The sequence below is a fragment of the Mesorhizobium sp. M0894 genome, assembly GCF_040319725.1.
Taxonomy (GTDB): domain Bacteria; phylum Pseudomonadota; class Alphaproteobacteria; order Rhizobiales; family Rhizobiaceae; genus Mesorhizobium.
Genome location: NZ_JAMYOG010000012.1, coordinates 1 through 19,238, shown reverse-complemented (window position 1 = coordinate 19,238; position 19,238 = coordinate 1). Strand labels below are relative to the sequence as shown.

Below are 19,238 nucleotides of genomic sequence, written 5' to 3'. Positions count from 1 at the left end.
TTCATCTGGGGTTCAAAATGGTTGATGATCTCTGGACGGGCCGCCTTGAAAGCAGCGACCGGTGGCGACGCCGTGGCTGCGAGACCGATAACATGAAAACGGGGCCAACTGGCCCCGCTCATCCCGGCAGGAAGAGCTCGATCAGAGCTTATGCCAGGTCTGGCTCTTGCAGATCAGCCCGCCGAGCACGCAGCCGCTCATCTTGAGCGAACTGCCGGAAAGCGACGCCTTGCCCGAATAGGTCTTGTCGGTTTCCGGGTCGGTTATCGTGCCGGCATATTTGTTGTCGCCGGCCACCTTCAGTGAACCGATGTTCTTGCCGGCAAATTTGCCGGATTTGAGCGTAATCGAAAATGCCCCGCCGCCACCCGAAATGGCGGCAGTCGATCCGGCTTGCGTTTTCCAATTGCCTTCGATCGGATCGGCCCATGCCGCGCCGGTCATCGTTATTGCGGCCGCGAGGGCCAGGCTCACTTGTCGAAACATGTCTCTCCTCCCTCAGGCAAGTCAATCGGGCTCCGCCCCGGCCGTCTGCCCCTTACGCAAACGTAAGCTAGTCCAGCTCTCGGAAAAACAAAAGCGGTGCCGCGACGGAAGGGTTGCGGGTTTTTGCCCGCTCCCGAACGGCCGCGCCGGCGAAAAAATGAAACGGGCCGCACACGTCTTTGTGTTCCGTGGTTAGCGGAGTCTTGATCCGCGCCTCGCAAGTTTTCTTCAAATTTTGTGCAAACCGGCGCGATTGCTGGCTTTGTATCCTTAACGAATTTTCGCGTTTACCTCTTGTTTTAGCTTTGTTTTCCTCAAATTAAGCACGCCATTTAACGACGGATTCAAGCCTCCGCGGCATTCTCGAAAGCATCGAAAGAGAGCCGCCCCGAAGGTAGTCAAGGACACCGAGGGACAGACGGAGACACCTCTCGGGAGCCAGAACAGGGGATTTGAAATGGCACGTTTTGAAATGCTTGAAGCCGGCTTCGGCGCCATGGGGGCAACCGCCCAGGCCGATATTCTTTTCGAGTTGGGCATGATGTATGCGACCGGCCGCGATTGCGAGACCGATGTCGTCGCCGCCCACAAATGGTTCAATATCGCCGCGATCAAGGGTTCGGCCCGCGCCGCGGAACTGCGCTCTGAATTGTCGGCCGCCATGTCGAAGGTCGAGATCGCCAAGGCGCTCCGCGAAGCCCGCGAATGGATGACGATGCACTGAATTCGTCAACGTCGACTTCACGGGGGTACTGAGTTCACGACAGGGACGCTTCGGGTCAAAGCCGCGCAGACGGTTAGTCCGAAAAATCAAGGCCGCGCAAGATGGCAGGGCCAAGAAGATCAAGAACACGGCAGCCGCTGAGCAATAGACAGGGAAGGCGAGCGGGTCCTGGCGCGGCTGCGTTGGGAAGCTCATGACAAAAGCCGCGACCGGCCGGAACAAGGCTGGCGCGGCTTTGTCTTTGGGACCGCGTGTTGCAGGCCCAATCGAGTGCCGACGATGCGCCTAGACAGCTCCGGTGAAGGATGAAATTCTCCCGCCACTCTGGAAGAGGCGCGGCCGGGACGGTCGCGCGAGAGTGGAGGAGTTGTGTCACCATGAAGAAATTCAGTATTTTGAGCGCCGCCATATTTGGCCTGATGATGACCGCGCCGGTCGCCTTCGCCGACGACATCACCTTTTCGGTGGTCGGACCGATGACCGGTCAGCTTGCCACCATCGGCGATCAGTTCAAGCAGGGCGCGCAAGCCGCCGCTGACGCGATCAACGCGGCTGGCGGTGTCGATGGCCGTCAGATCAAGCTCGACATCGAGGATGACCAGTGCGATCCGAAGCAGGCGGTTTCGGTCGCCAACCGCATCATCGCCAATGGTGTCAAGTTCATCGACGGCCACGCCTGCTCGGGCTCCAGCATCCCGGCCTCCGCTGTCTACGCCGAAGCCGGCGCGCTGATGATGAGTCCGGCTTCCTCGAACCCGGTGCTAACCGACGCAGCGGCGAAGGCTGGCTGGCCGACGATCATGCGCCTCTATACGCGCGACGATGCGCAGGGCGCTTTCATCGGTCCATGGATCGCCAAGAAATATGCCGGCAAGAACGTCGTCATCATGCACGACAAGAGCGCCTATGGGCAGGGCGTGGCCGATGCCGTCAAGGCAACGATGAACCAGAACGGTCTCAACGAGATCCTCTACGAGGGCATCAACGCCGGCGAGAAGGACTACTCCGCGCTTGTTACCAAGCTCAAGGAACTGAAGGCTGATGTCGTCTATTTCGGCGGCTATCACCCCGAAGCCGGCCTCATCCTGCGCCAGTCGGCGGAGCAGAACCTCAAGTTTCAGTTGATCATGCCGGACTCGATCGCTTCGCCGGAATTCTGGCAGGTTGCCGGTCCGGCCGGCGAAGGCACCATGTTCGTCTTCCCATCGGATCCGCAGGCGAAGCCCGAAGCCAAGGAAGCCATCGCCAAGATCAAGGCCGGCGGCTTCGTGCCGGAGGGCTTCACGCTGTTTTCCTATGCGGTGATCCAGGCCTTCGCCGAAGGCATCAAGCGCGCCGGCAGCGACGACCCGGCCAAGGTCGCTGAAGCGTTGAAGAACGGCCAGCCGATCAGCACGGTTGTCGGTCCGGTCACCTTCGACGAGAAAGGCGACCTCAAGAACGCCAGCTACGACATCAACCAGTGGCACGACGGCAAATACGCCCCGATCCAGCCGTAATGGCCGCGGCGCCGCAAGCTGCGCTGGTGTAATCGAACATGGCCGGGGTCAAACCCGGCCATGTTGTTCTTGGCGATGCCTTTGTGACGCGTTCGAGATCACTTCGTGGATAGGGAAACAGCAGTCAGCTGTGGTTCCTCGGCAAAGCGAACCAGCACGGTTCCGTCGGTGACCTGCGCGCCTTCGGCAGCGATCTCGGCGATTACCCCGTCATGGGGGGCGGCAATGGTGTGCTCCATCTTCATCGCCTCCAGGATCAGCAGCGGCTGCCCCTTGATCACAGCCTCGCCTTTGCCAGCACGAACCAATTTGACCAGTCCCGGCATTGGCGCGCGTAGGCTGCCGGAAGCGGCTGCGGCTTCGTCGGCCCGCGCCAGCGGATCCGGCACGGCAAAACCGTAGCCGATGGCGCCTTTGAAGATCGTGACGTGGCCCGGCCAGCGGGCGAGGCGAGGCGCGGCGCGGAGATCATGTGAATTGGCGCTGTCATAGGGGGCATCCAGCGCCACCTCGAACCGTCCGTCCGGCCGCACCGACACGCGCGCGCCGATCTCCTGCTCGCCAAATTTCAGCAGGGTGCGCCGCGCTACAGCGTGGAAATGCGCGTAGCCGGCCAGTGACGACCAGGGATCGTCGGAGGACGGCAAGTCGCCCGCACCAGACGCGGCAAGTGCCGCGGCGGCAATCGTCTCACCGCTCGGCGGCGGAACCGCCGTCAACGCCTGCTGATGCCTGGCGATCAGGTCGGTATCGACATCGCCCGCCGCAAAATCCGCATCAGCGGCCAGCGCGGCAAGAAAGGCGGTGTTGACCGTCGAGCCGGCGATTTCGGTCTGCGACAGCGCCGCGCCGAGTGCCGTGAGCGCCGCCCGCCTGTCCTTGCCATGGATGACCAGCTTGGCGATCATCGGATCGTAAAACGGCGAGATCGCATCGCCGGCGCGCACACCGGTTTCGATGCGCATGCTCGCACCTTCGGGCGCCGGTTGCGGAAATTTCAGATGGTGCAAGGTGCCGGTCGCCGGCAAAAACCCTCTTGCTGCGTCCTCGGCATAGATGCGCGCCTCGAAGGCGTGGCCGGAGAGCGCGATCTCGCTCTGCGTCTTCGGCAGTTTTTCGCCGGAGGCCACCCGCAACTGCCACTCGACCAGGTCGATGCCGGTGACCATTTCGGTGACCGGGTGCTCGACCTGCAGGCGGGTGTTCATTTCCATGAACCAGAAACGGTCGGCCTTCAGACCTTGCGAGGCATCGACGATGAACTCGATGGTGCCGGCGCCGGAATAGTGGATTGCCTTGGCGGCCTTCACCGCCGCCTCGGTCATCGCCTTGCGCAACGCCGGCGTCATGCCGGGGGCAGGCGCCTCCTCGATCACCTTCTGGTGGCGGCGTTGCGCCGAGCAGTCGCGCTCGTAGAGGTGCACGACATTGCCGAAACTGTCGCCGAATATCTGCACTTCGATGTGGCGCGGCTTGTCGACATATTTTTCCACCAAAACGCGGTCGTCACCGAAGGCGGCCTTCGCCTCGCGCCGCGCGCCAGACAGTGCTTCCGAAAAATCATCAGGATGCTCGACGCGCCGCATGCCCTTGCCGCCGCCACCGGCGCGCGCCTTGATCAATACGGGGTAGCCGATCTCGCGCGCCTTGGAGGCGAGCAACACGATCTCCTGCGCCTCGCCATGATAGCCCGGCACCACCGGCACGCCGGCCTTTTCCATCAGCCGCTTGGCCGCGTCCTTCAATCCCATGGCGCGGATCGAGGCCGCCGACGGCCCGATGAAGATCAGCCCCGCCGCGACCACCTGGTCGACGAAGTCGGGATTTTCCGAGAGAAAGCCGTAGCCCGGATGAATGGCCTCGGCACCCGTGGCCAAGGCCGCCGCGATGATCTTGTTACCCCGCAGATAGCTTTCGCCGGCAGGCGAGGGACCGATATGCACCGCCTCGTCCGCCGTCTCGACATGCAAGGCGCGAGCGTCGGCGTCAGAATAGACGGCGACGCTGCGCACACCCATCCTGCGTGCCGTGCGGATCACCCGGCAGGCGATCTCGCCACGGTTGGCGATCAGGATCTTGGCGAACATCGGGCCTCCACAGGCAGAGCTCGCCGCCAACGGCGCGAATTCTCTTCACGCGAGCTGCGGCAATACCCCGCTTTGTAATCTGGCCGTCAAAGGATAGGCAAGCGAGGCCTGCCTACTTGGAGGCCGCGATTTCGCAAGCTCCACCGGTCGTGACCTTGTAATGGCTGCGGGTGGCCTGGCAGGATTTCATAGCCATATCCTCGGCAGCCTTTTGCGAGGGCGCATTCAAGCGCGAGCCGCACATGATGTACAACGAACGCACTCTGGAATACGGAGTGGTCGCATAGGCTGAATGGCCGCTGGCCGCCACATACGCCTTATATGCCTTGGTACACGGCCGATCCGCGGTTGCCGGCAAATACGGGTAGAAACGGACGTCGCCCTTGCTTCCAGCTAGCGATTCGGCAGCGCCAATATTCGGTGCAGAGGCCACGAACAGTGCAAGTACCAATATGGTTGCTCGCCTGATGGATAAAGATTTCATTGCCCAACCCATTTGAAAAACCCAAGACTGGCAGATATTCAGCTATTTGGAGGCGGCTATTTCGCAGCCTCCGCCTGTCGTAACCTTATAACTGTTGCGGGTGGCCTGACAGGATTTTAACGCCAACTCTTCGGCAGCTTGCTGTGATGGTGCATTCAAGCGCGAGCCGCATATGATGTACAGCGAACGCACCCGGGAATACGGAGTGCTTGCATAGGCCGAATGGCCACCGGCCGCTACATAGGCCTTGTAAGCCATGGTGCATGGATCCTTCGGATTCTTCGGCAAATAGGGGTAGAAACGGGTCTCGCCCTTGCTTCCCGCCAGCGATTCCGCCGTTCCTATGCCAGGTGCCGTGAATACAAGAAAGCCGGCAAGTATCGAAGCGATTGTACTTTTGACGTGTCTCGGTGTCATTTTTCCCCCTGGAAGAGCGAACGCCAACAGCATCTCCTACTTGGAGGCAGCGATGCTGCAAGCTCCCGCGGTTGTGACCTTGTAGCTCCTCTTGGCTGACTGGCAGGATTTCAGCGCCTGCGCCTCTGCAGCCTTTTGCGACGTTGCATTTGCACGCGCGCAAATCATGAACTCGGTCGCCCAATTGAATAGAGTCGACGCATAAGCGGAATGGCTGCCGGTCGCCACATAGGCCCTGTATGCCTTCTGACAGCCTCCCGTCGAGCCAGGTGCGAAATAGACGGGATAGCGGCTGTCGCCCTTGCTTCCCGCCAGCGACTCCGCTGCTCCGATACCGGGCGCCCCCAACACGAGCAACCCTGCAAATATGGATACAGTTGTTTTCTGAAAAAGCTGAAGTCTCATCTTCGCCCTATCCCCCATTGCTATCTGGCGCTTTGATGCCGAAAGCTACTTGGAAGCGACTACGCCGCAGCCGCCGACCATGCCACTTTGAACTTCTTGCGACCGGATTCGCATGACTTAAGCGCGAGCGCTTCGGCAGCCTTCTGGGACGGTGCGTTAATGTGCACGCCGCAGACGAAATACAGGACCCTTGCTCCGGTGATGGTCGATGCGTAGGCGGAATGACCGGCCGCAGCCACATAGGCGTTGTAGGCCTGCCTGCAATTGCCTTCCGAGCCTTGCTGAGGGAGATACACGAAGGAACGCTTGTCGCCGACTTTCCCAGCCAGCGACGCCGCTGCACTGGCGCCAGGCGTCGCTAATATAAGCAACCCCGCAAGTATAGACGCAGTTGTTTCCTTGAAAAGCCGCCGTTTCATCTTCGCCCAATCCCCATTGGTATTTGAGATGACCAATAGCCGTGATTCTTTCGGCTGGCCAGATGAAGAAGCAAAAAAATTGGTCTGGAGGTGTGGACGGGTTCGTCGCCCGCGCAGGGTCACACCCTGCCGAGTGCAGCAACGACCCGCTGATACAGTTCGGCCGTCGGCTCGTCGAAGCAGCAGAAAATGACAGTTTCCGGAACGATATTCTGGCCGATGAAGGCACTCACGGTACCGACAGCAATTTGCGTCGCCTGATCCTTAGGATAGCGGTAGACACCGGTCGAGATCGCTGGAAACGCCACCGTCCGGCAGTCCTTTGCGGCGGCGATTTCGAGTGACCGGCGATAGCAGGAGGCGAGCAGCTCGGCTTCTCCTTTACCGCCGCCTTACCAGACCGGTCCGACCGTGTGGATGATGTAGCGTGCCGGCAGCCTGTAGCCCTTGGTGAGCTTTGCCTCGCCAACCTTGCAGCCATTCAGCATCCGGCATTCGAACTCAAGCTCGGGGCCGGCCGCGCGGTGAATGGCGCCGTCCACGCCACCGCCGCCGAGAAGCGAGGTGTTGGCGGCATTGACGATGGCATCGACCGCCAGCTTCGTGATGTCGCCGGTGTGAACGCGAATCCTCTGGCCGACTGCGCTCATCTCACATCCTGAACACGCCGAACCGGGTCTCCTCGATCCCGGCGTTCAGCGCGGCCGACAGGCTAAGCGCCAGCACCTCGCGGGTCTTCGCCGGATCGATGATGCCGTCGTCCCAGAGCCTTGCCGACGAATAGAGCGGGTGCCCTTCATGCTCGTACTTCATCAGGATCGGCTTCTTGAATTTGGCTTCCTCTTCGACGCTCCACTCGCCACCCTTGCGCTCGATGCCTTCGCGCTTGACGACGGCCAGCACCGTTGCTGCCTGTTCGCCGCCCATCACCGAGATGCGGGCATTCGGCCACATCCACAGGAAGCGTGGCGAATAGGCGCGTCCGCACATACCGTAATTGCCGGCGCCGAACGAGCCGCCGATGATCACGGTCACCTTCGGCACCTTGGCCGTTGCGACCGCCATGACCAGCTTGGCGCCATCCTTGGCGATGCCGCCGGCCTCGTATTTTCGCCCGACCATGAAACCGGTGATGTTTTGCAGGAAGACCAGCGGGATCTTGCGCTGGCAGCACAGCTCGATGAAGTGCGCGCCCTTCAGCGCGCTTTCCGAAAACAGCACGCCATTGTTGGCGACGATGCCGACCGGCATGCCGCTGAGGTGGGCGAAGCCGGTGATCAGCGTGGTGCCGTAATCCTGCTTGAACTCATCGAACTCGGAGCCGTCGACGATGCGGGCGATCACCTCGCGCACGTCGTAAGGCTGGCGCAAATCCGTCGGTACGATGCCGTAGAGTTCATGTGGATCGTGAAGCGGCGGAATCGATTTCTTCAGGGCCAGGCTTACAGTCTTGTTCCGATTCAGGTTTTTGACGATACGCCGGCATATTGCCAGCGCATGTTCGTCGTCGAGCGCATAGTGATCGGCAACGCCGGAAAGCCTTGTGTGCACGTCGGCACCACCGAGGTCCTCGGCGGTGACGTCCTCGCCGGTGGCCGCCTTCACCAGCGGCGGCCCGCCGAGAAAGATGGTCGCCTGCTTGCGCACCATGATTGTCTCGTCCGACATCGCGGGCACATAGGCGCCGCCGGCCGTGCATGAACCCATGACGCAGGCGATCTGCGGAATGCCGGCGGCCGACATGTTGGCCTGGTTGTAGAAGATGCGGCCGAAATGATCGCGGTCGGGAAACACCTCGTCCTGATTGGGCAGATTGGCGCCGCCGCTGTCGACCAGATAGACGCAAGGCAGATTGTTCTGCAATGCGATCTCCTGTGCACGCAGATGCTTCTTCACCGTCAGTGGATAATAGGTGCCGCCCTTCACCGTGGCGTCATTGACGACGACCATGACTTCGGTGCCTTCGACGCGGCCGACGCCGGCGATGAGGCCGGCCGAGGAGATGTCCTCGCCATACATCGACCACGCCGCGAACTGGCCGATCTCGAGGAAGGGCGAGCCGGTATCGAGCAATTGGGCAAGACGTTGCCGCGGCAGGAGCTTGCCGCGCGAAACATGCCGCTCACGCGCTTCCTCCGAGCCGCCGTGTTCGACCGTAGCAGCCTTTTCCGCAATATCGGCGACCAGCGCCCGCATGCGCTCGGCATTGGCGCGGAAAATATCGGAGACGGGCGAGATCTGCGAGGTGAGGGGGGCCATGGCGCTACCGGATCAGCTCGATCTTGCAGCCGACATCCAGGTCGCCCCAGTCGCGATCGGCGGTGACGGCAATGGCGTTCTCGCGAATCGCCAGCGCCAGGCAGGCCCGATCGCCCAGCGACAAGCCGCGATGCCGCGTCAGTTGGCGAAGCTGGCCGGCGGCGATGCCCATCGCTTGGTCGAAAACGGCGATCGGCATGCCGAGACTTCCGAGGTCGTCGGCAGCCTGTTCCAAGCTGCGTCCCTTGTCGATCAGCTTGGCAATGATCTCGGCCGCATTGACCGAACTGCATTGTGCATCCGGCGCGAACCCCAAAGCATTCTCGGTGCCTTGCTCGTTGAGCAGGATTGCGAGCGCCGCCGAACTGTCCATGACGTAGGGCTTCATTTCACCCGCTTTCCTGTCGTCCCTTCGGCGTGAAGCCGGTCGAGACGCTTGTCGCTTCGACGCTGCTCTTCCCGCCGCTCCTTCAGAAATTCGTCGACGACGCTTTCACCGGGCTGTTTCAGCGCCGACAATTCGGCCTGAACGCGTCGCAGATTCTGCAGCCACGATCTTACCCGCAACTCGCCGTTTTCGACATGAAGGATCATGTCCTCGCCAGGCTTCACGCCCATCTCCTCGCGCATCGCAGCAGGGATGACGAAGCGCCCGCCCTCGCCAAGCTTGACGCGCTCGCGTTTCGCCGGAACCCGAAGCCGCGTTTTGCGGGCGCCAGCATCGAACTGTGCTTGCGGATCTTCATCAAATCCGGACTTTCCCGTTCTGCCCGCCATGGTCCGTCTCGCTTGTATTTATGGCATATGTCCAGAAGTATGCCATATCGTGCGGCTTCTGGCAAATCTCAAAAGAATGCCATTAGGCGCCCTCCGCCATGATTTCCCGCCCGATCAGCCAGCGACGGATTTCGCTGGTGCCGGCGCCGATCTCGTAGAGCTTGGCGTCGCGCAGCAGCCGGCCGGTAGGGTAATCGTTGATGTAGCCGTTGCCGCCCAAAAGCTGGATGGCGTCGAGCGCCATCAGCGTCGCCTTTTCGGCGGCGAACAGCACGCACCCGGCGGCGTCCTTGCGCGTCGTCTCACCGCGATCGCAGGCGGCGGCTACGGCATAGACGTAAGCACGCGCCGCATTCATCGTCGCATACATGTCGGCGAGCTTGCCTTGCACCAGCTGGAACTCGCCGATCGGCTGGCCGAACTGCTTGCGTTCGTGCACGTAAGGGATCGCCACGTCGAGGCACGCAGCCATCAGGCCGATCGGGCCGCCGGCAAGCACGGCGCGTTCGTAGTCGAGGCCTGACATCAGCACCTCGACGCCGCGCCCTTCCTCGTGCAGCACATTGTCGAACGGCACTTCGACATTGTCGAACACCAGCTCGCCGGTGTTCGAGCCGCGCATGCCGAGCTTGTCGAGCTTTTGCGCCACCGAAAAACCGGCAAAGGCCTTTTCGACGATGAAAGCGGTGATGCCGCGCGAATTGAGTTCCGGATCGGTCTTGGCGTAGACGACCAGCGTCTCGGCATCCGGCCCGTTGGTGATCCACATTTTGGTGCCGTTGAGCACGTAGCGATCATTGCGCTTTTCGGCGCGCAGGCGCAGCGACACGACATCTGAGCCGGCACCCGATTCCGACATCGCCAGTGCCCCGACCTTTTCGCCGCTGCAGAGCGAAGGCAGATATTTTTCTTTCTGTGCCTGCGTCGCCCAGCGGTTGATCTGATTGACGCACAGGTTGGAATGGGCGCCGTAAGAGAGGCCGACCGAGGCCGAGGCGCGCGAAATCTCCTCCATCGCCACGACATGGGCGAGGTAGCCCATGCCGCTGCCGCCGAAATCGGGATCGGCGGTGATGCCGAGCAGGCCGAGCCCGCCGAGCTCCACCCACAGATGTGCCGGGAATTCGTTCGAGCGGTCGATCTCGGCGGCTATCGGCGCGATTTTCTCCTGGGCGAAGCGCCGCACCAGATCGCGCAGCGCCTCGATGTCTTCGTCAAGCCCGAAGTTGAGCGTCTGCGTGTACATGCCGTTCCTCCCGGCGCACGACCGCGAAAATCGGGATCATGCGCGAAATCAAAGTGCTACAGCGTCCTTTGCGCGCTCGAATGGACGCACGGTGCCGTGGCTCGTCCTCGCGCCATCGCTCTTTGCTCCAACAAGGCGCATTGTCATTGCTAGATATGTAGCGGTGACTTCGGCGATCGACAGCCGTTCGCCCGGCCGGAACCACACGATGACGCCGGTCATCATCTGGATCAGCGCCATGGCGGTGAGCCCGGTGTCCTCGACGCTGAACAAGCCCGCTTCGACGCCGTCGCGCAGAATGGCGCGCAGCTCCTTCTCGTAAGCGGTGCGCATGCGCAGGATCTGCGTGAGTCTTTCGTGCGACAGGCTGCGCAGCTCCATGTTCGAGACATGGGTGGAATGGCGGCGTTCGACGTGGAAAGCGATGTGGTTTTCGACATAGGCGGCGAGCCGCGCTGCCGGATCGGCGCCGACAGGGCGTGTTGCGCGCCACGCCTCGATCAAGCCTTCCATATGCTCGCGCATCAGCGTGAACAGAAGGTCCTGCTTGGTCGGGAAATAGCGGTAAAGCGCCGCTGCCTGGACGCCGACCTCGGCCGCCAGCTGGCGCATCGACATCGCCTCGTAGCCGAGACGCGCAATCAGGCTGACCGCCGCCTCGCGGACCGCAGCTTCGGTCTTCTCTCCGTCGGAACCGGTCGTACGCGCCATGACAAGCCGCCTTTTCAGCACAATAAAACAAACGTTCAATTAATTCAAGAAGTGTGTTCGGGTAAGGCATTGGCTTCAGGTTTGCTCTATCTGCACCCTGGAGATTTTGTGCGATGGAAGCGAATGAGCAGGATCATGCCTTTCTAGGCAACAATCCTGAAACCCGCGGACATGTCGCGTGCCTCGATCTCCTCGACGTCAACTTTCGAAACCGCTGCCCCTGGCGGCCCTTGCCGAAGCCGTTCGATCATTGTCGAGACCGCCGCATCGGCCCCTGCAATCAAGGCTGTCACCGAGCCGTCAATTTCGTTGCGCACCCAACCGGCAAGGCCAAGTCCAGACGCCTCGCGCCGCGCCCAGACCCGATAGCTGACGCCCTGCACCTTGCCGTATATGCGTACCTGCACCGTCCGGTCGGCCATCGCGCTCTCCATCTTCTGAGTCGAGTCTGGCGCATCGCTGTGCAAATTCAACCAGGCAACGTGCATCGAAGGTCTCTCTGCCGATCGCTATCCGCCAGCTTCACGTGCGAGATAGGCGGCGTCTCCATCGAATGATTGACTAAGTCAAATAATAGACCATCATGGTCCTTAGGAGCGATCAGCCCGAAGGAGGTCGTCATGCCGGCCGATCGGAATGCCCTTGTCGCGGAGATACGTTGCTTCAATCGCTTCTACACGCGCCTGATCGGGCTGCTCGACCTGACCTTGACGCACAGCGCCTATACGCTGGGCGAGGCGCGGCTGCTGTTCGAATTGGGCGACCGATCCCGCGCTGCCGCCAATAGCGGCGGTGAGGCTGGGTTTCTGGCACGGGCGTTCCACCTCGATCTCGGGCCGGCGGCCTCCGAAATCGCCGCCGAACTCCGGCTCGATCCGGCCTATGTCACACGCATCCTGAGGAGATTCGCCGCCGCTGGCCTGACCGAGATACGCACTGACCCAGCCGATCGGCGCAGACGCATCCTGTCGCTAACCGCTCGCGGAAGTGCGGAACTCGCCAGGCTTCAGGCTGCGACGGATCGCGATCTCGCCCGGCTGACGGCCGGCCTCGCCGATGACGCGGCTGCCGAATTATCGGACGCCTTGAAACGCGTCATGCGCCTGCTTGGTGGTGGGGAGAAATAGCGGCAGTACTGGAGGTCGTGGTGTTCCGTCGCCCCTTTTGGCGCCTCAATTCCCCCGCGCTGCCGCCAGTGCGCCGGGCAGTTCCTCGGCAAAAATGTCGAGCTCGTGATCGAGGCCGACGCTGACCCGGATGCAGCGGTCGAGCACTGGCACCATCGGCTTGCGGATGAACACGTCGCGCGACAACAGCGCCCGCAGCACCTTCAGCGCGAAGGCGCCGTCGCGGCCGCAGTCGATGGTGACGAAATTGGTCGCCGAAGCCAGCGGCTTCAGCCCGTTCGCCTCGGCTATTCCGGCGATGCGCCGGCGGCCGGCGGCGACCCGCGCCACCACGCTCTCCAGCCAGGCCTGATCGGCAAGCGCCTCGACGCCGGCGATCTGCGCCATGCGGCTGACGCCGTAATGGTTGCGGATCTTCTCAAAATCGCGAATCACCTGGGCTTCGGCCACCGCGTAGCCGCAGCGTATGCCGGCTAGCCCATAGGCCTTGGAGAAGGTGCGCATGCGGATGACGTTCGGCCGCGCCACATCGATCGGCGGCATCGCTGAGGCTGGCCCTAATTCGCCATACGCCTCGTCGAGCACCAGCATTGTGGTCTCCGGCAAGGCCTCGATGAAGCGGCTGAGCTCGGCCGCTTCCCACCAACTGCCCATCGGATTGTCCGGGTTGGACAGATAGACCAGCGGCGCCTTGTCCCTGGCCACTGCCGCCAGCAGGCCGTCCAGGTTTTCCCGGTCGTTCTCGTAAGGCACCGCGACCAGCCGGCCGCCGACGCCGGCAACATGAAAGTTGAAGGTCGGATAGGCGCCGCGCGAGGTCACCACCGCGTCGCCGGGCGCCACATACATGCGCGCCACCAGGCTGAGCAGCCCGTCTATGCCTTCGCCGACGACGACGTTTTCGGCGCCGACACCGAGATGTCGGGCCACGGCTACCTTCAAATCGTGATTGTCGGGGTCGCAATACATCCACATGTCGCCGGCAATCTCGGCCATGCGGGCAACGACCCGCGGCGAGGGGCCAAAGCTGCTCTCATTGGCGCCGATGCGGGCGCGAAAGCCGCGGCCGCGATCACGCTCCTGCGCCTCAGGGCCGACAAACGGCACCGTAGAGGGAAGCGCGTCGATGAGCGGCGTAAGGGGAGGGCGCATGGCAAAGGCTCGTTCAAAAAGGGCCTTCTTTGCTAGCCTGCCGGCTGGGCCTGCGCAAGTTCCACGAACGGCGGCGACGGTCAGGCTGGATTCTCGCGGATCATTTTGCTAGCGAGACATGATGAGGAACCGACTGCCGCCCGCCTGGTCCAAGCATATAAAGTCCCACCCGGCGCCGAAAGTGGAACCGCCGAAGGCGAAACCATTGACGCGCGTGCAGGCCGACGATGCGCTGCTGAAACAGGCGTATGGCTTGCAGCAGGCCAAGCGGTTGGCCGAGGCTCGGGAACTGTGCCGTCGCGTGCTGGAGCGCACGCCCAACCATCCCTTGGCTTTGTATATCATGGGCACGCTATTCATCGGGCTCGACGATGAAATGGCCCTGCGATATTTGGCGCGAGCCGTCGGCGTGGAGCCCCGAAACCCCTATTATCACCTTAGTCTGGGTGAAGCTTATCTGAGGGTAAGCGAATATTCGCCCGCAATCACGCACATCCAGCACGCTCTGGAGTTGAAGCCCGATTTGGTTGAGGCGCTTTGCGCATTGGGGCGCGCCTACGTCGAATTCGACAAGGCTGACATGGCTGTGCCGGTTTACGAGAGAGCGCTCAAGATCAACCGCGATCATCCCCGCGTTCGGACGGGGCTGGCCAGCGCACTCACCGGTCTTGGTCGCATGGATGAAGCCAAAATCTATCTGAAGGAGGCGATCGAACGTCGCATCGCTATGCCCGCCGCCTATAATGAGCTTGTGCGTACGCGCAAATTCACCGAAGAGCCGGCCGAACTTAGGTCCATCCTGCGCGAGCTTGGTGAGCCAAAGCTTGACCCGGACAGTGCGACGACACTTCATCACGCTGCCGGCAAAGTGCTGAACGACCTTGGGCGCTACGAAGACGCGATTGATCATTTCAAGAAAGGCAAGCGGGCCGCCGGCTATAAGTTCGATCTGGAAACCTATCGCCGCTGGGTCGACTCCACGATTGAGTTCTTCAACCCGGACATGTTGGCCGCCAAGGCGGGTTATGGAAGCCCGTCGGAAGTGCCCGTGTTTGTATTGGGCATGCCCCGATCGGGCACCACCCTGACCGAGCAGATTTGCGCGAGCCACCCGGATGTTCATGGCGCCGGAGAGCTGAAAAAGCTAAGGCGAGCCGCAAATGCTATCGGTCTCACGAAGGTTTCAGCACGGACCTTGGGCCAATCGATCGTTCCGATCACCCCCGACCTATCCAAAATGCTGGCCGAGGAGCACCTGTCCTATCTTCGTGAGCGTGCGCCGACCGCGCTTCGCATAGTCGACAAGATGCCCCGGAATTTCGAACTGATCGGTCTCATAGGCCTTCTCTTCCCCAATGTACGGATTATTCACTGTCGTCGCGATGCCATCGACAATTGCCTCTCGTGTTTTTTCCAGAATTTCTCCAAGGGACACAGCTACATCGCCGACCTGCAGACACTCGGGCTGTACTACCGTGAATATGATCGCCTGATGCGACATTGGGACAAGGTTTTTCCCGGACGCATCTTCGAAAGTCGCTACGAGACGCTGGTTGGGGATCAGGAAGCACAATCGCGCCGTCTGATCGATCATCTTGGATTGCCCTGGGACGATGCCTGCCTGCGCTTCTTCGACCAGGAGGGATCGGTCAACACGGCCAGTCGCTGGCAGGTTCGGCAACCGATCTACAACTCGTCCATCAAGCACTGGAAAAATTACGAGAGCAAGATCCAGCCGCTGATCGACGCCTTGGGCGACCTGGCCGAACTTTGAACAAGTAGGGTGCGTCGACAGGCCGAGATCGATCATGACTTGCTGTCGAGATACGTTGATCCGATAGGCCAGGCTGGATTCTCCCGGATCATTTTGCTAGCGAGACATGATGAGCAACCGACTGCCGCCCGCTTGGTCCAAGCACATAAAGTCCCGCCCGGCGCCGAAAGTGGAACCGCCGAAAGTGAAACCGCAGTCGCGCGCGCAAGCTGACGACATGCTGTTGCGACAGGCGCTCGAACTCCAGCAAGCCAAGCGGCTTCCAGAGGCCGAGGAGTTATGCCATCGCGTTCTCGCCCGCACGCCCAACCACCCGCTTTCGCTCTATATCCTCGGCACGCTGGGGCTCGGTATCGACGATGAGTTGGCTCTCAAATATTTTGCACGAGCAGTAAGCCAGACGCCTCAAAATCCATATTTCCACCTTAGCCTGGGAGAGGCCGGTCTGAAGCTTGGCGACAGCTTGCTTGCGATCAGGCACCTGCAGCGCGCCTGCGAATTGAAGCCCGATCTGGTGGAAGCGCTTTGCGGACTGGCGCGTGCCTACGTCAACTTCGACAAGGCCGAGATGGCTTTGCCCCTTTACGAGAAGGCACTGAAGATCAACGGCGACCATCCCATGGTCCGAATTGGTCTGGCTGGTGCGCTCGCCAGCCTCGGTCGCATGGACGAAGCCAGAGCCTATCTCAATCAGGCAATAGAACGTCGCGTCGATGTTGGGGCAGCCTACAACTACCTGGTCGACACGCAAAAGTTCACCGAAAAACCTGCCGAGCTCGACTCTATCCTGCGCGAACTCTCCAATCCCAGGCTCGAACCGGTTGCTGCATCCCAGCTCCATCACGCCGCAGGCAAAGTGCTGAACGATCTCGAGCGCTACGATGAGGCGATGGATCACTTCCAGAAGGCAAAAAAGGCCGCTGGTCACGATTTCGACCTGGAGTACTACCGCCGAAGTGTCGATTCCATGATCGAGATATTCAGCCCGTCACTATTGGAAGCCAAGGCTGGCCACGGCAGTCCGTCCGAAGTGCCTGTGTTTGTGCTGGGCATGCCCCGGTCGGGGACGACGCTGACCGAGCAGATCTGCGCGAGCCATCCGGATGTCCATGGCGCCGGGGAGCTTACGAAGCTGCGGCGAATCGCGAACTCGATGGGCTTTAGAACACAATCGGATGAGGACCTGCGCAGTTCGATCATGTCGATGACGAGGGATCAGTCGAGGGCGCTGGCCGAAGAATACCTGTCTTATCTGCGCCAGCACGCGCCTGCCGCGCTCCGCATAGTCGACAAGATGCCGCACAACTTCGAGTTTATCGGAGTGATTGGAATTCTTTTTCCCCACGCGCGCATCATTCATTGCCGGCGCGATGCCATCGACAATTGCGTGTCCTGCTTCGTGTTGCATTTCACCAAGGACCACGGCTACAACGCCGACCTTGAGACACTCGGCCTATACTACCGCGAATATGATCGCTTGATGCGGCATTGGAATAAGGTCTTTCCCGGACGTATTTTCGAAAGCCGCTACGAGACGCTGATTGCGGATCAGGAGGCGCAGTCGCGCCGTCTCATCGATCATCTCGGCTTGCCTTGGGACGATTCCTGCCTGCGCTTTTTCGAGAAGGACGGGTCGGTCAATACCCCCAGCCGCTGGCAGGTGCGGCAGCCGATCTATACATCATCGGTCAAGCGCTGGAAAAAATATGAGAGCACAATCCAGCCGCTGATTCACGCCTTGGGAGATCTAGCCGAACTTTGAACGAGTGGGTGGCGTCGGCAGGCCGAGGTCGACGGTGACTTGCTGTCGAGATCCGTTGATCCTGTAGGCCAGCCCTTCAGATCGTGCCAAGATCTTCATTTTTTGCATGTTCGGACAAGCGGGCGCGGCGAGCATTGCAATTGACCAGCTCAGCCCTGCGATAGGTATTCAGTGGCAGCCTGCATTCATGCACCGAGAGTTGTTACCTGCGTCGCCCGATACGAAAAACCCGGCGGTGGCCCGCCGGGTTCGATCTCAATCAGGTTCGTTAGAATGAGCGCTGGAAGCGCAGCATCCCGCCGACGCTGTCCTTGTCGTCGGCGTTGGTCCAGTTGCGATCGTAGGCTTTATCAAACTGACCGTCGCGGGCCCAATCGACTTCGGCAGTGATCGTGAAGCCGGGAACGATATCGTAGGCGATGTTCGCAGCGACGCCGTAGTTCTTGTCGTCGTCAACCGATGCCTGGAGGTTGAACGAGGTCTTCTCGTTGATGGTGTAGGTGCCACCACCCCAAACTGCCCAGTTGCCGCCCCACTGCTTATAGAAGTTGCGGTCGATGTTGTCGTCCGAACCGTAACCGGCCATGACGAACAGTGTCAGGTTCTGTATCGGCGTAACGTCGACGCGAACCTTGCCGGCCCACTCTTCCCAAGTGCTGTCATAGGCAGCAACACCGGTGATCGAGCCCCAACCCTGCGTGTATTTAATACCGCCGACCACATATGGAACATAGCTGTCGATCGAATCATTGCCGCTGTTGCTGTCTTGGAAAATGCCAGGATCCGCATCGGCACTGCCTGAGCCGGTTTCTAACGAAGCAACGGCCGAGAAGCCGTTGCCGGCGTCGAAGTAGTACTGGACGACATTGGTGTCGAAGCCGCCATAGGGGACCAGCGTATCCTGGATGACGTTGCCGGCGTAGCCGATGAACGTGTCAAAGGCCGATTCGTCTTTGCCGACGCGCAAACCACCGAGTTGGACCCAGGCAAAGTTCAGTGAAACACTCGTACCGCCGTTAAAGTTGTCATCAAGGTAATCGTTGTGGTTACCCCAGTTGAAACGGGTCTCGGTGTAGGTCTTCAAGGTGCCGAGCTCGGTTTCCTGGCCGGTCCAGGTCTTCAGCGTGAAGCGCGCGTGCTTGTAGTAGGTATCCTGCGAGCCGCCGTCCATCTGGTCCGTGGTCTTCGCACCGTCGAAGGAGCCGACGTCGCCGATGCCGATGTCATAGCGGACATAGCCACCGATGCGCAGGCAGGTTTCGGTGCCGGGGATGTAGAAGTAGCCAGCGCCGTAGACGTCGCAAATCTTGACGTATTCAGCGGGTTCCGGCTCGGCGACGACGACGGCGTCGGCGGCGCGCGCACCGGAAACTGCGATCAGTGCCGCAGCGGAGCCGAGAAGAAGGCTCTTGATGTTCATTTTCTGACCTCCAGTCAGAATCGAGGGCGGAGGTCGCCGAAAAGCAGCTCGTTCGGCTGTTTTTATTTATATTTTCAAATAGATAAGTCCTAAGGCCGTCAGTGAGGCCCTGTCCGCCAAAAACGCTTACTGGCGAAGGCCTTGCCTGAACCGGTCTTGAAATATCGCTCGAGTTGCCGTGCGTTGGCCTCGGTTTCAACCCCGATGTAGGACTTCAAAGTTACAGGCAGATAGGCCTTGGTCGAAGTCACATAGCCTGATCGATGCGATTCGAAGCGGCGCCGAAGGTCGTTGGTCGACCCGACGTAGACATCGCCGTTACGACGTACCACATAGTCCCCCTACGCTACTTCGTAGCTTCGGGCGACACCCTACGCCCTGCGGGCTTAGGGTGGCCTGCCCCCCCAAGCCCCCCCGGCGTATGGTGGCGGAGAGGACGGGGTTCGACACCACCAGAAGCATTTTAACACAAAACCCATAGCAAGGGGG

At 60.9% G+C, this 19,238-nt stretch carries 19 protein-coding genes and 1 pseudogene; 5 read left to right on the top strand and 15 right to left on the bottom strand.

Annotated features, from left to right (window positions below):
• Positions 1-141: 141 nt before the first annotated feature.
• Positions 142-486: a DUF2147 domain-containing protein gene (locus NKH91_RS21880; RefSeq protein WP_023718366.1), complete on the bottom strand. Its 345-nt coding sequence runs from the start codon at positions 484-486 to the stop codon at positions 142-144.
• A 457-nt stretch (positions 487-943) separates the two neighbouring features.
• On the opposite strand from NKH91_RS21880, the gene NKH91_RS21875 reads away from it, so the two are divergent.
• Together NKH91_RS21875 and NKH91_RS21870 are read left to right on the top strand one after the other, a co-directional pair.
• Entirely contained in the window at positions 944-1,210 is a 267-nt protein-coding gene (locus tag NKH91_RS21875) for an SEL1-like repeat protein (RefSeq protein ID WP_010915070.1), read from the top strand.
• A 377-nt stretch (positions 1,211-1,587) separates the two neighbouring features.
• Positions 1,588-2,709 (top strand): branched-chain amino acid ABC transporter substrate-binding protein, encoded by a 1,122-nt coding sequence (locus NKH91_RS21870; protein WP_352848242.1) that lies wholly within the window; start codon positions 1,588-1,590, stop codon positions 2,707-2,709.
• Between the two features lie 98 nt (positions 2,710-2,807).
• On the opposite strand, the gene NKH91_RS21865 is transcribed toward NKH91_RS21870, so the two are convergent.
• From NKH91_RS21865 to NKH91_RS21815, 11 genes and pseudogenes are all read right to left on the bottom strand, one after another.
• The gene (locus NKH91_RS21865; protein ID WP_352885410.1) at positions 2,808-4,796 is read right to left on the bottom strand and encodes an acetyl/propionyl/methylcrotonyl-CoA carboxylase subunit alpha; all 1,989 of its coding nucleotides are present in this window, start codon (positions 4,794-4,796) and stop codon (positions 2,808-2,810) included.
• Positions 4,797-5,322: 526 nt separating this feature from the next.
• Positions 5,323-5,697, bottom strand: a complete 375-nt coding sequence (locus tag NKH91_RS21860; RefSeq protein ID WP_023718362.1) for a hypothetical protein — start codon at positions 5,695-5,697, stop codon at positions 5,323-5,325.
• Between the two features lie 36 nt (positions 5,698-5,733).
• Positions 5,734-6,102 carry a hypothetical protein gene (locus NKH91_RS21855; RefSeq protein ID WP_352848247.1) on the bottom strand — a complete coding sequence of 123 codons (369 nt, stop codon included), beginning with the start codon at positions 6,100-6,102 and terminating at the stop codon, positions 5,734-5,736.
• Between the two features lie 59 nt (positions 6,103-6,161).
• Positions 6,162-6,521 carry a hypothetical protein gene (locus tag NKH91_RS21850; RefSeq protein ID WP_352848248.1) on the bottom strand — a complete coding sequence of 120 codons (360 nt, stop codon included), beginning with the start codon at positions 6,519-6,521 and terminating at the stop codon, positions 6,162-6,164.
• A gap of 119 nt (positions 6,522-6,640) precedes the next feature.
• Positions 6,641-7,171: pseudogene (locus NKH91_RS21845) on the bottom strand (O-acetyl-ADP-ribose deacetylase).
• A gap of 1 nt (position 7,172) precedes the next feature.
• Complete coding sequence (locus NKH91_RS21840; protein WP_352885411.1) at positions 7,173-8,780, bottom strand: carboxyl transferase domain-containing protein; 1,608 nt, start codon at positions 8,778-8,780, stop codon at positions 7,173-7,175.
• 4 nt (positions 8,781-8,784) lie between these two features.
• A complete protein-coding gene (locus NKH91_RS21835; RefSeq protein WP_023718357.1) occupies positions 8,785-9,168 on the bottom strand; it encodes a type II toxin-antitoxin system VapC family toxin in 384 nt (127 codons plus the stop codon).
• Entirely contained in the window at positions 9,165-9,557 is a 393-nt protein-coding gene (locus NKH91_RS21830; protein ID WP_023718356.1) for an AbrB/MazE/SpoVT family DNA-binding domain-containing protein, read from the bottom strand. The genes NKH91_RS21835 and NKH91_RS21830 overlap by 4 nt, the downstream gene beginning before the upstream one ends.
• Before the next feature lie 82 nt (positions 9,558-9,639).
• Positions 9,640-10,803 carry an isovaleryl-CoA dehydrogenase gene (locus NKH91_RS21825; protein WP_352494839.1) on the bottom strand — a complete coding sequence of 388 codons (1,164 nt, stop codon included), beginning with the start codon at positions 10,801-10,803 and terminating at the stop codon, positions 9,640-9,642.
• A gap of 48 nt (positions 10,804-10,851) precedes the next feature.
• Positions 10,852-11,514, bottom strand: a complete 663-nt coding sequence (locus tag NKH91_RS21820; RefSeq protein WP_352481871.1) for a TetR/AcrR family transcriptional regulator — start codon at positions 11,512-11,514, stop codon at positions 10,852-10,854.
• 143 nt (positions 11,515-11,657) lie between these two features.
• Complete coding sequence (locus NKH91_RS21815) at positions 11,658-11,936, bottom strand: acylphosphatase (protein ID WP_352481870.1); 279 nt, start codon at positions 11,934-11,936, stop codon at positions 11,658-11,660.
• 198 nt (positions 11,937-12,134) lie between these two features.
• On the opposite strand from NKH91_RS21815, the gene NKH91_RS21810 reads away from it, so the two are divergent.
• Positions 12,135-12,641: a MarR family winged helix-turn-helix transcriptional regulator gene (locus NKH91_RS21810; RefSeq protein WP_352848254.1), complete on the top strand. Its 507-nt coding sequence runs from the start codon at positions 12,135-12,137 to the stop codon at positions 12,639-12,641.
• Between the two features lie 45 nt (positions 12,642-12,686).
• Here NKH91_RS21810 and NKH91_RS21805 read toward each other — a convergent pair whose 3' ends face one another.
• A complete protein-coding gene (locus NKH91_RS21805; RefSeq protein ID WP_352848256.1) occupies positions 12,687-13,793 on the bottom strand; it encodes a pyridoxal phosphate-dependent aminotransferase in 1,107 nt (368 codons plus the stop codon).
• Positions 13,794-13,914: 121 nt separating this feature from the next.
• Here NKH91_RS21805 and NKH91_RS21800 point away from each other — a divergent pair, with 121 nt between their 5' ends.
• Together NKH91_RS21800 and NKH91_RS21795 are read left to right on the top strand one after the other, a co-directional pair.
• Positions 13,915-15,567 carry a tetratricopeptide repeat-containing sulfotransferase family protein gene (locus NKH91_RS21800; protein ID WP_352848259.1) on the top strand — a complete coding sequence of 551 codons (1,653 nt, stop codon included), beginning with the start codon at positions 13,915-13,917 and terminating at the stop codon, positions 15,565-15,567.
• Between the two features lie 109 nt (positions 15,568-15,676).
• On the top strand, positions 15,677-17,329 hold the full coding sequence (locus NKH91_RS21795) for a tetratricopeptide repeat-containing sulfotransferase family protein (protein ID WP_352848261.1): 1,653 nt from the start codon (positions 15,677-15,679) through the stop codon (positions 17,327-17,329).
• 268 nt (positions 17,330-17,597) lie between these two features.
• Here NKH91_RS21795 and NKH91_RS21790 read toward each other — a convergent pair whose 3' ends face one another.
• Together NKH91_RS21790 and NKH91_RS21785 are read right to left on the bottom strand one after the other, a co-directional pair.
• Positions 17,598-18,749, bottom strand: a complete 1,152-nt coding sequence (locus tag NKH91_RS21790) for a porin (protein ID WP_352481864.1) — start codon at positions 18,747-18,749, stop codon at positions 17,598-17,600.
• Positions 18,750-18,847: 98 nt separating this feature from the next.
• The gene (locus NKH91_RS21785; protein ID WP_352848779.1) at positions 18,848-19,081 is read right to left on the bottom strand and encodes a GIY-YIG nuclease family protein; all 234 of its coding nucleotides are present in this window, start codon (positions 19,079-19,081) and stop codon (positions 18,848-18,850) included.
• Between the last annotated feature and the right edge of the window lie 157 nt (positions 19,082-19,238).

Excerpts from the sequence above, each read along its gene's own strand:
- NKH91_RS21805 (WP_352848256.1), bottom strand. The coding sequence starts at position 13,793 with ATGCGCCCTCCCCTTACGCCGCTCATCGACGCGCTTCCCTCTACGGTG.
- NKH91_RS21790 (WP_352481864.1), bottom strand. The coding sequence starts at position 18,749 with ATGAACATCAAGAGCCTTCTTCTCGGCTCCGCTGCGGCACTGATCGCA.
- NKH91_RS21815 (WP_352481870.1), bottom strand. The coding sequence starts at position 11,936 with ATGGCCGACCGGACGGTGCAGGTACGCATATACGGCAAGGTGCAGGGC.
- NKH91_RS21810 (WP_352848254.1), top strand. The coding sequence starts at position 12,135 with ATGCCGGCCGATCGGAATGCCCTTGTCGCGGAGATACGTTGCTTCAAT.
- NKH91_RS21860 (WP_023718362.1), bottom strand. The coding sequence starts at position 5,697 with ATGACACCGAGACACGTCAAAAGTACAATCGCTTCGATACTTGCCGGC.
- NKH91_RS21835 (WP_023718357.1), bottom strand. The coding sequence starts at position 9,168 with ATGAAGCCCTACGTCATGGACAGTTCGGCGGCGCTCGCAATCCTGCTC.
- NKH91_RS21865 (WP_352885410.1), bottom strand. The coding sequence starts at position 4,796 with ATGTTCGCCAAGATCCTGATCGCCAACCGTGGCGAGATCGCCTGCCGG.
- NKH91_RS21840 (WP_352885411.1), bottom strand. The coding sequence starts at position 8,780 with ATGGCCCCCCTCACCTCGCAGATCTCGCCCGTCTCCGATATTTTCCGC.
- NKH91_RS21880 (WP_023718366.1), bottom strand. The coding sequence starts at position 486 with ATGTTTCGACAAGTGAGCCTGGCCCTCGCGGCCGCAATAACGATGACC.
- NKH91_RS21850 (WP_352848248.1), bottom strand. The coding sequence starts at position 6,521 with ATGAAACGGCGGCTTTTCAAGGAAACAACTGCGTCTATACTTGCGGGG.
- NKH91_RS21795 (WP_352848261.1), top strand. The coding sequence starts at position 15,677 with ATGAGCAACCGACTGCCGCCCGCTTGGTCCAAGCACATAAAGTCCCGC.
- NKH91_RS21855 (WP_352848247.1), bottom strand. The coding sequence starts at position 6,102 with ATGAGACTTCAGCTTTTTCAGAAAACAACTGTATCCATATTTGCAGGG.
- NKH91_RS21800 (WP_352848259.1), top strand. The coding sequence starts at position 13,915 with ATGAGGAACCGACTGCCGCCCGCCTGGTCCAAGCATATAAAGTCCCAC.
- NKH91_RS21820 (WP_352481871.1), bottom strand. The coding sequence starts at position 11,514 with ATGGCGCGTACGACCGGTTCCGACGGAGAGAAGACCGAAGCTGCGGTC.
- NKH91_RS21830 (WP_023718356.1), bottom strand. The coding sequence starts at position 9,557 with ATGGCGGGCAGAACGGGAAAGTCCGGATTTGATGAAGATCCGCAAGCA.
- NKH91_RS21870 (WP_352848242.1), top strand. The coding sequence starts at position 1,588 with ATGAAGAAATTCAGTATTTTGAGCGCCGCCATATTTGGCCTGATGATG.
- NKH91_RS21875 (WP_010915070.1), top strand. The coding sequence starts at position 944 with ATGGCACGTTTTGAAATGCTTGAAGCCGGCTTCGGCGCCATGGGGGCA.
- NKH91_RS21825 (WP_352494839.1), bottom strand. The coding sequence starts at position 10,803 with ATGTACACGCAGACGCTCAACTTCGGGCTTGACGAAGACATCGAGGCG.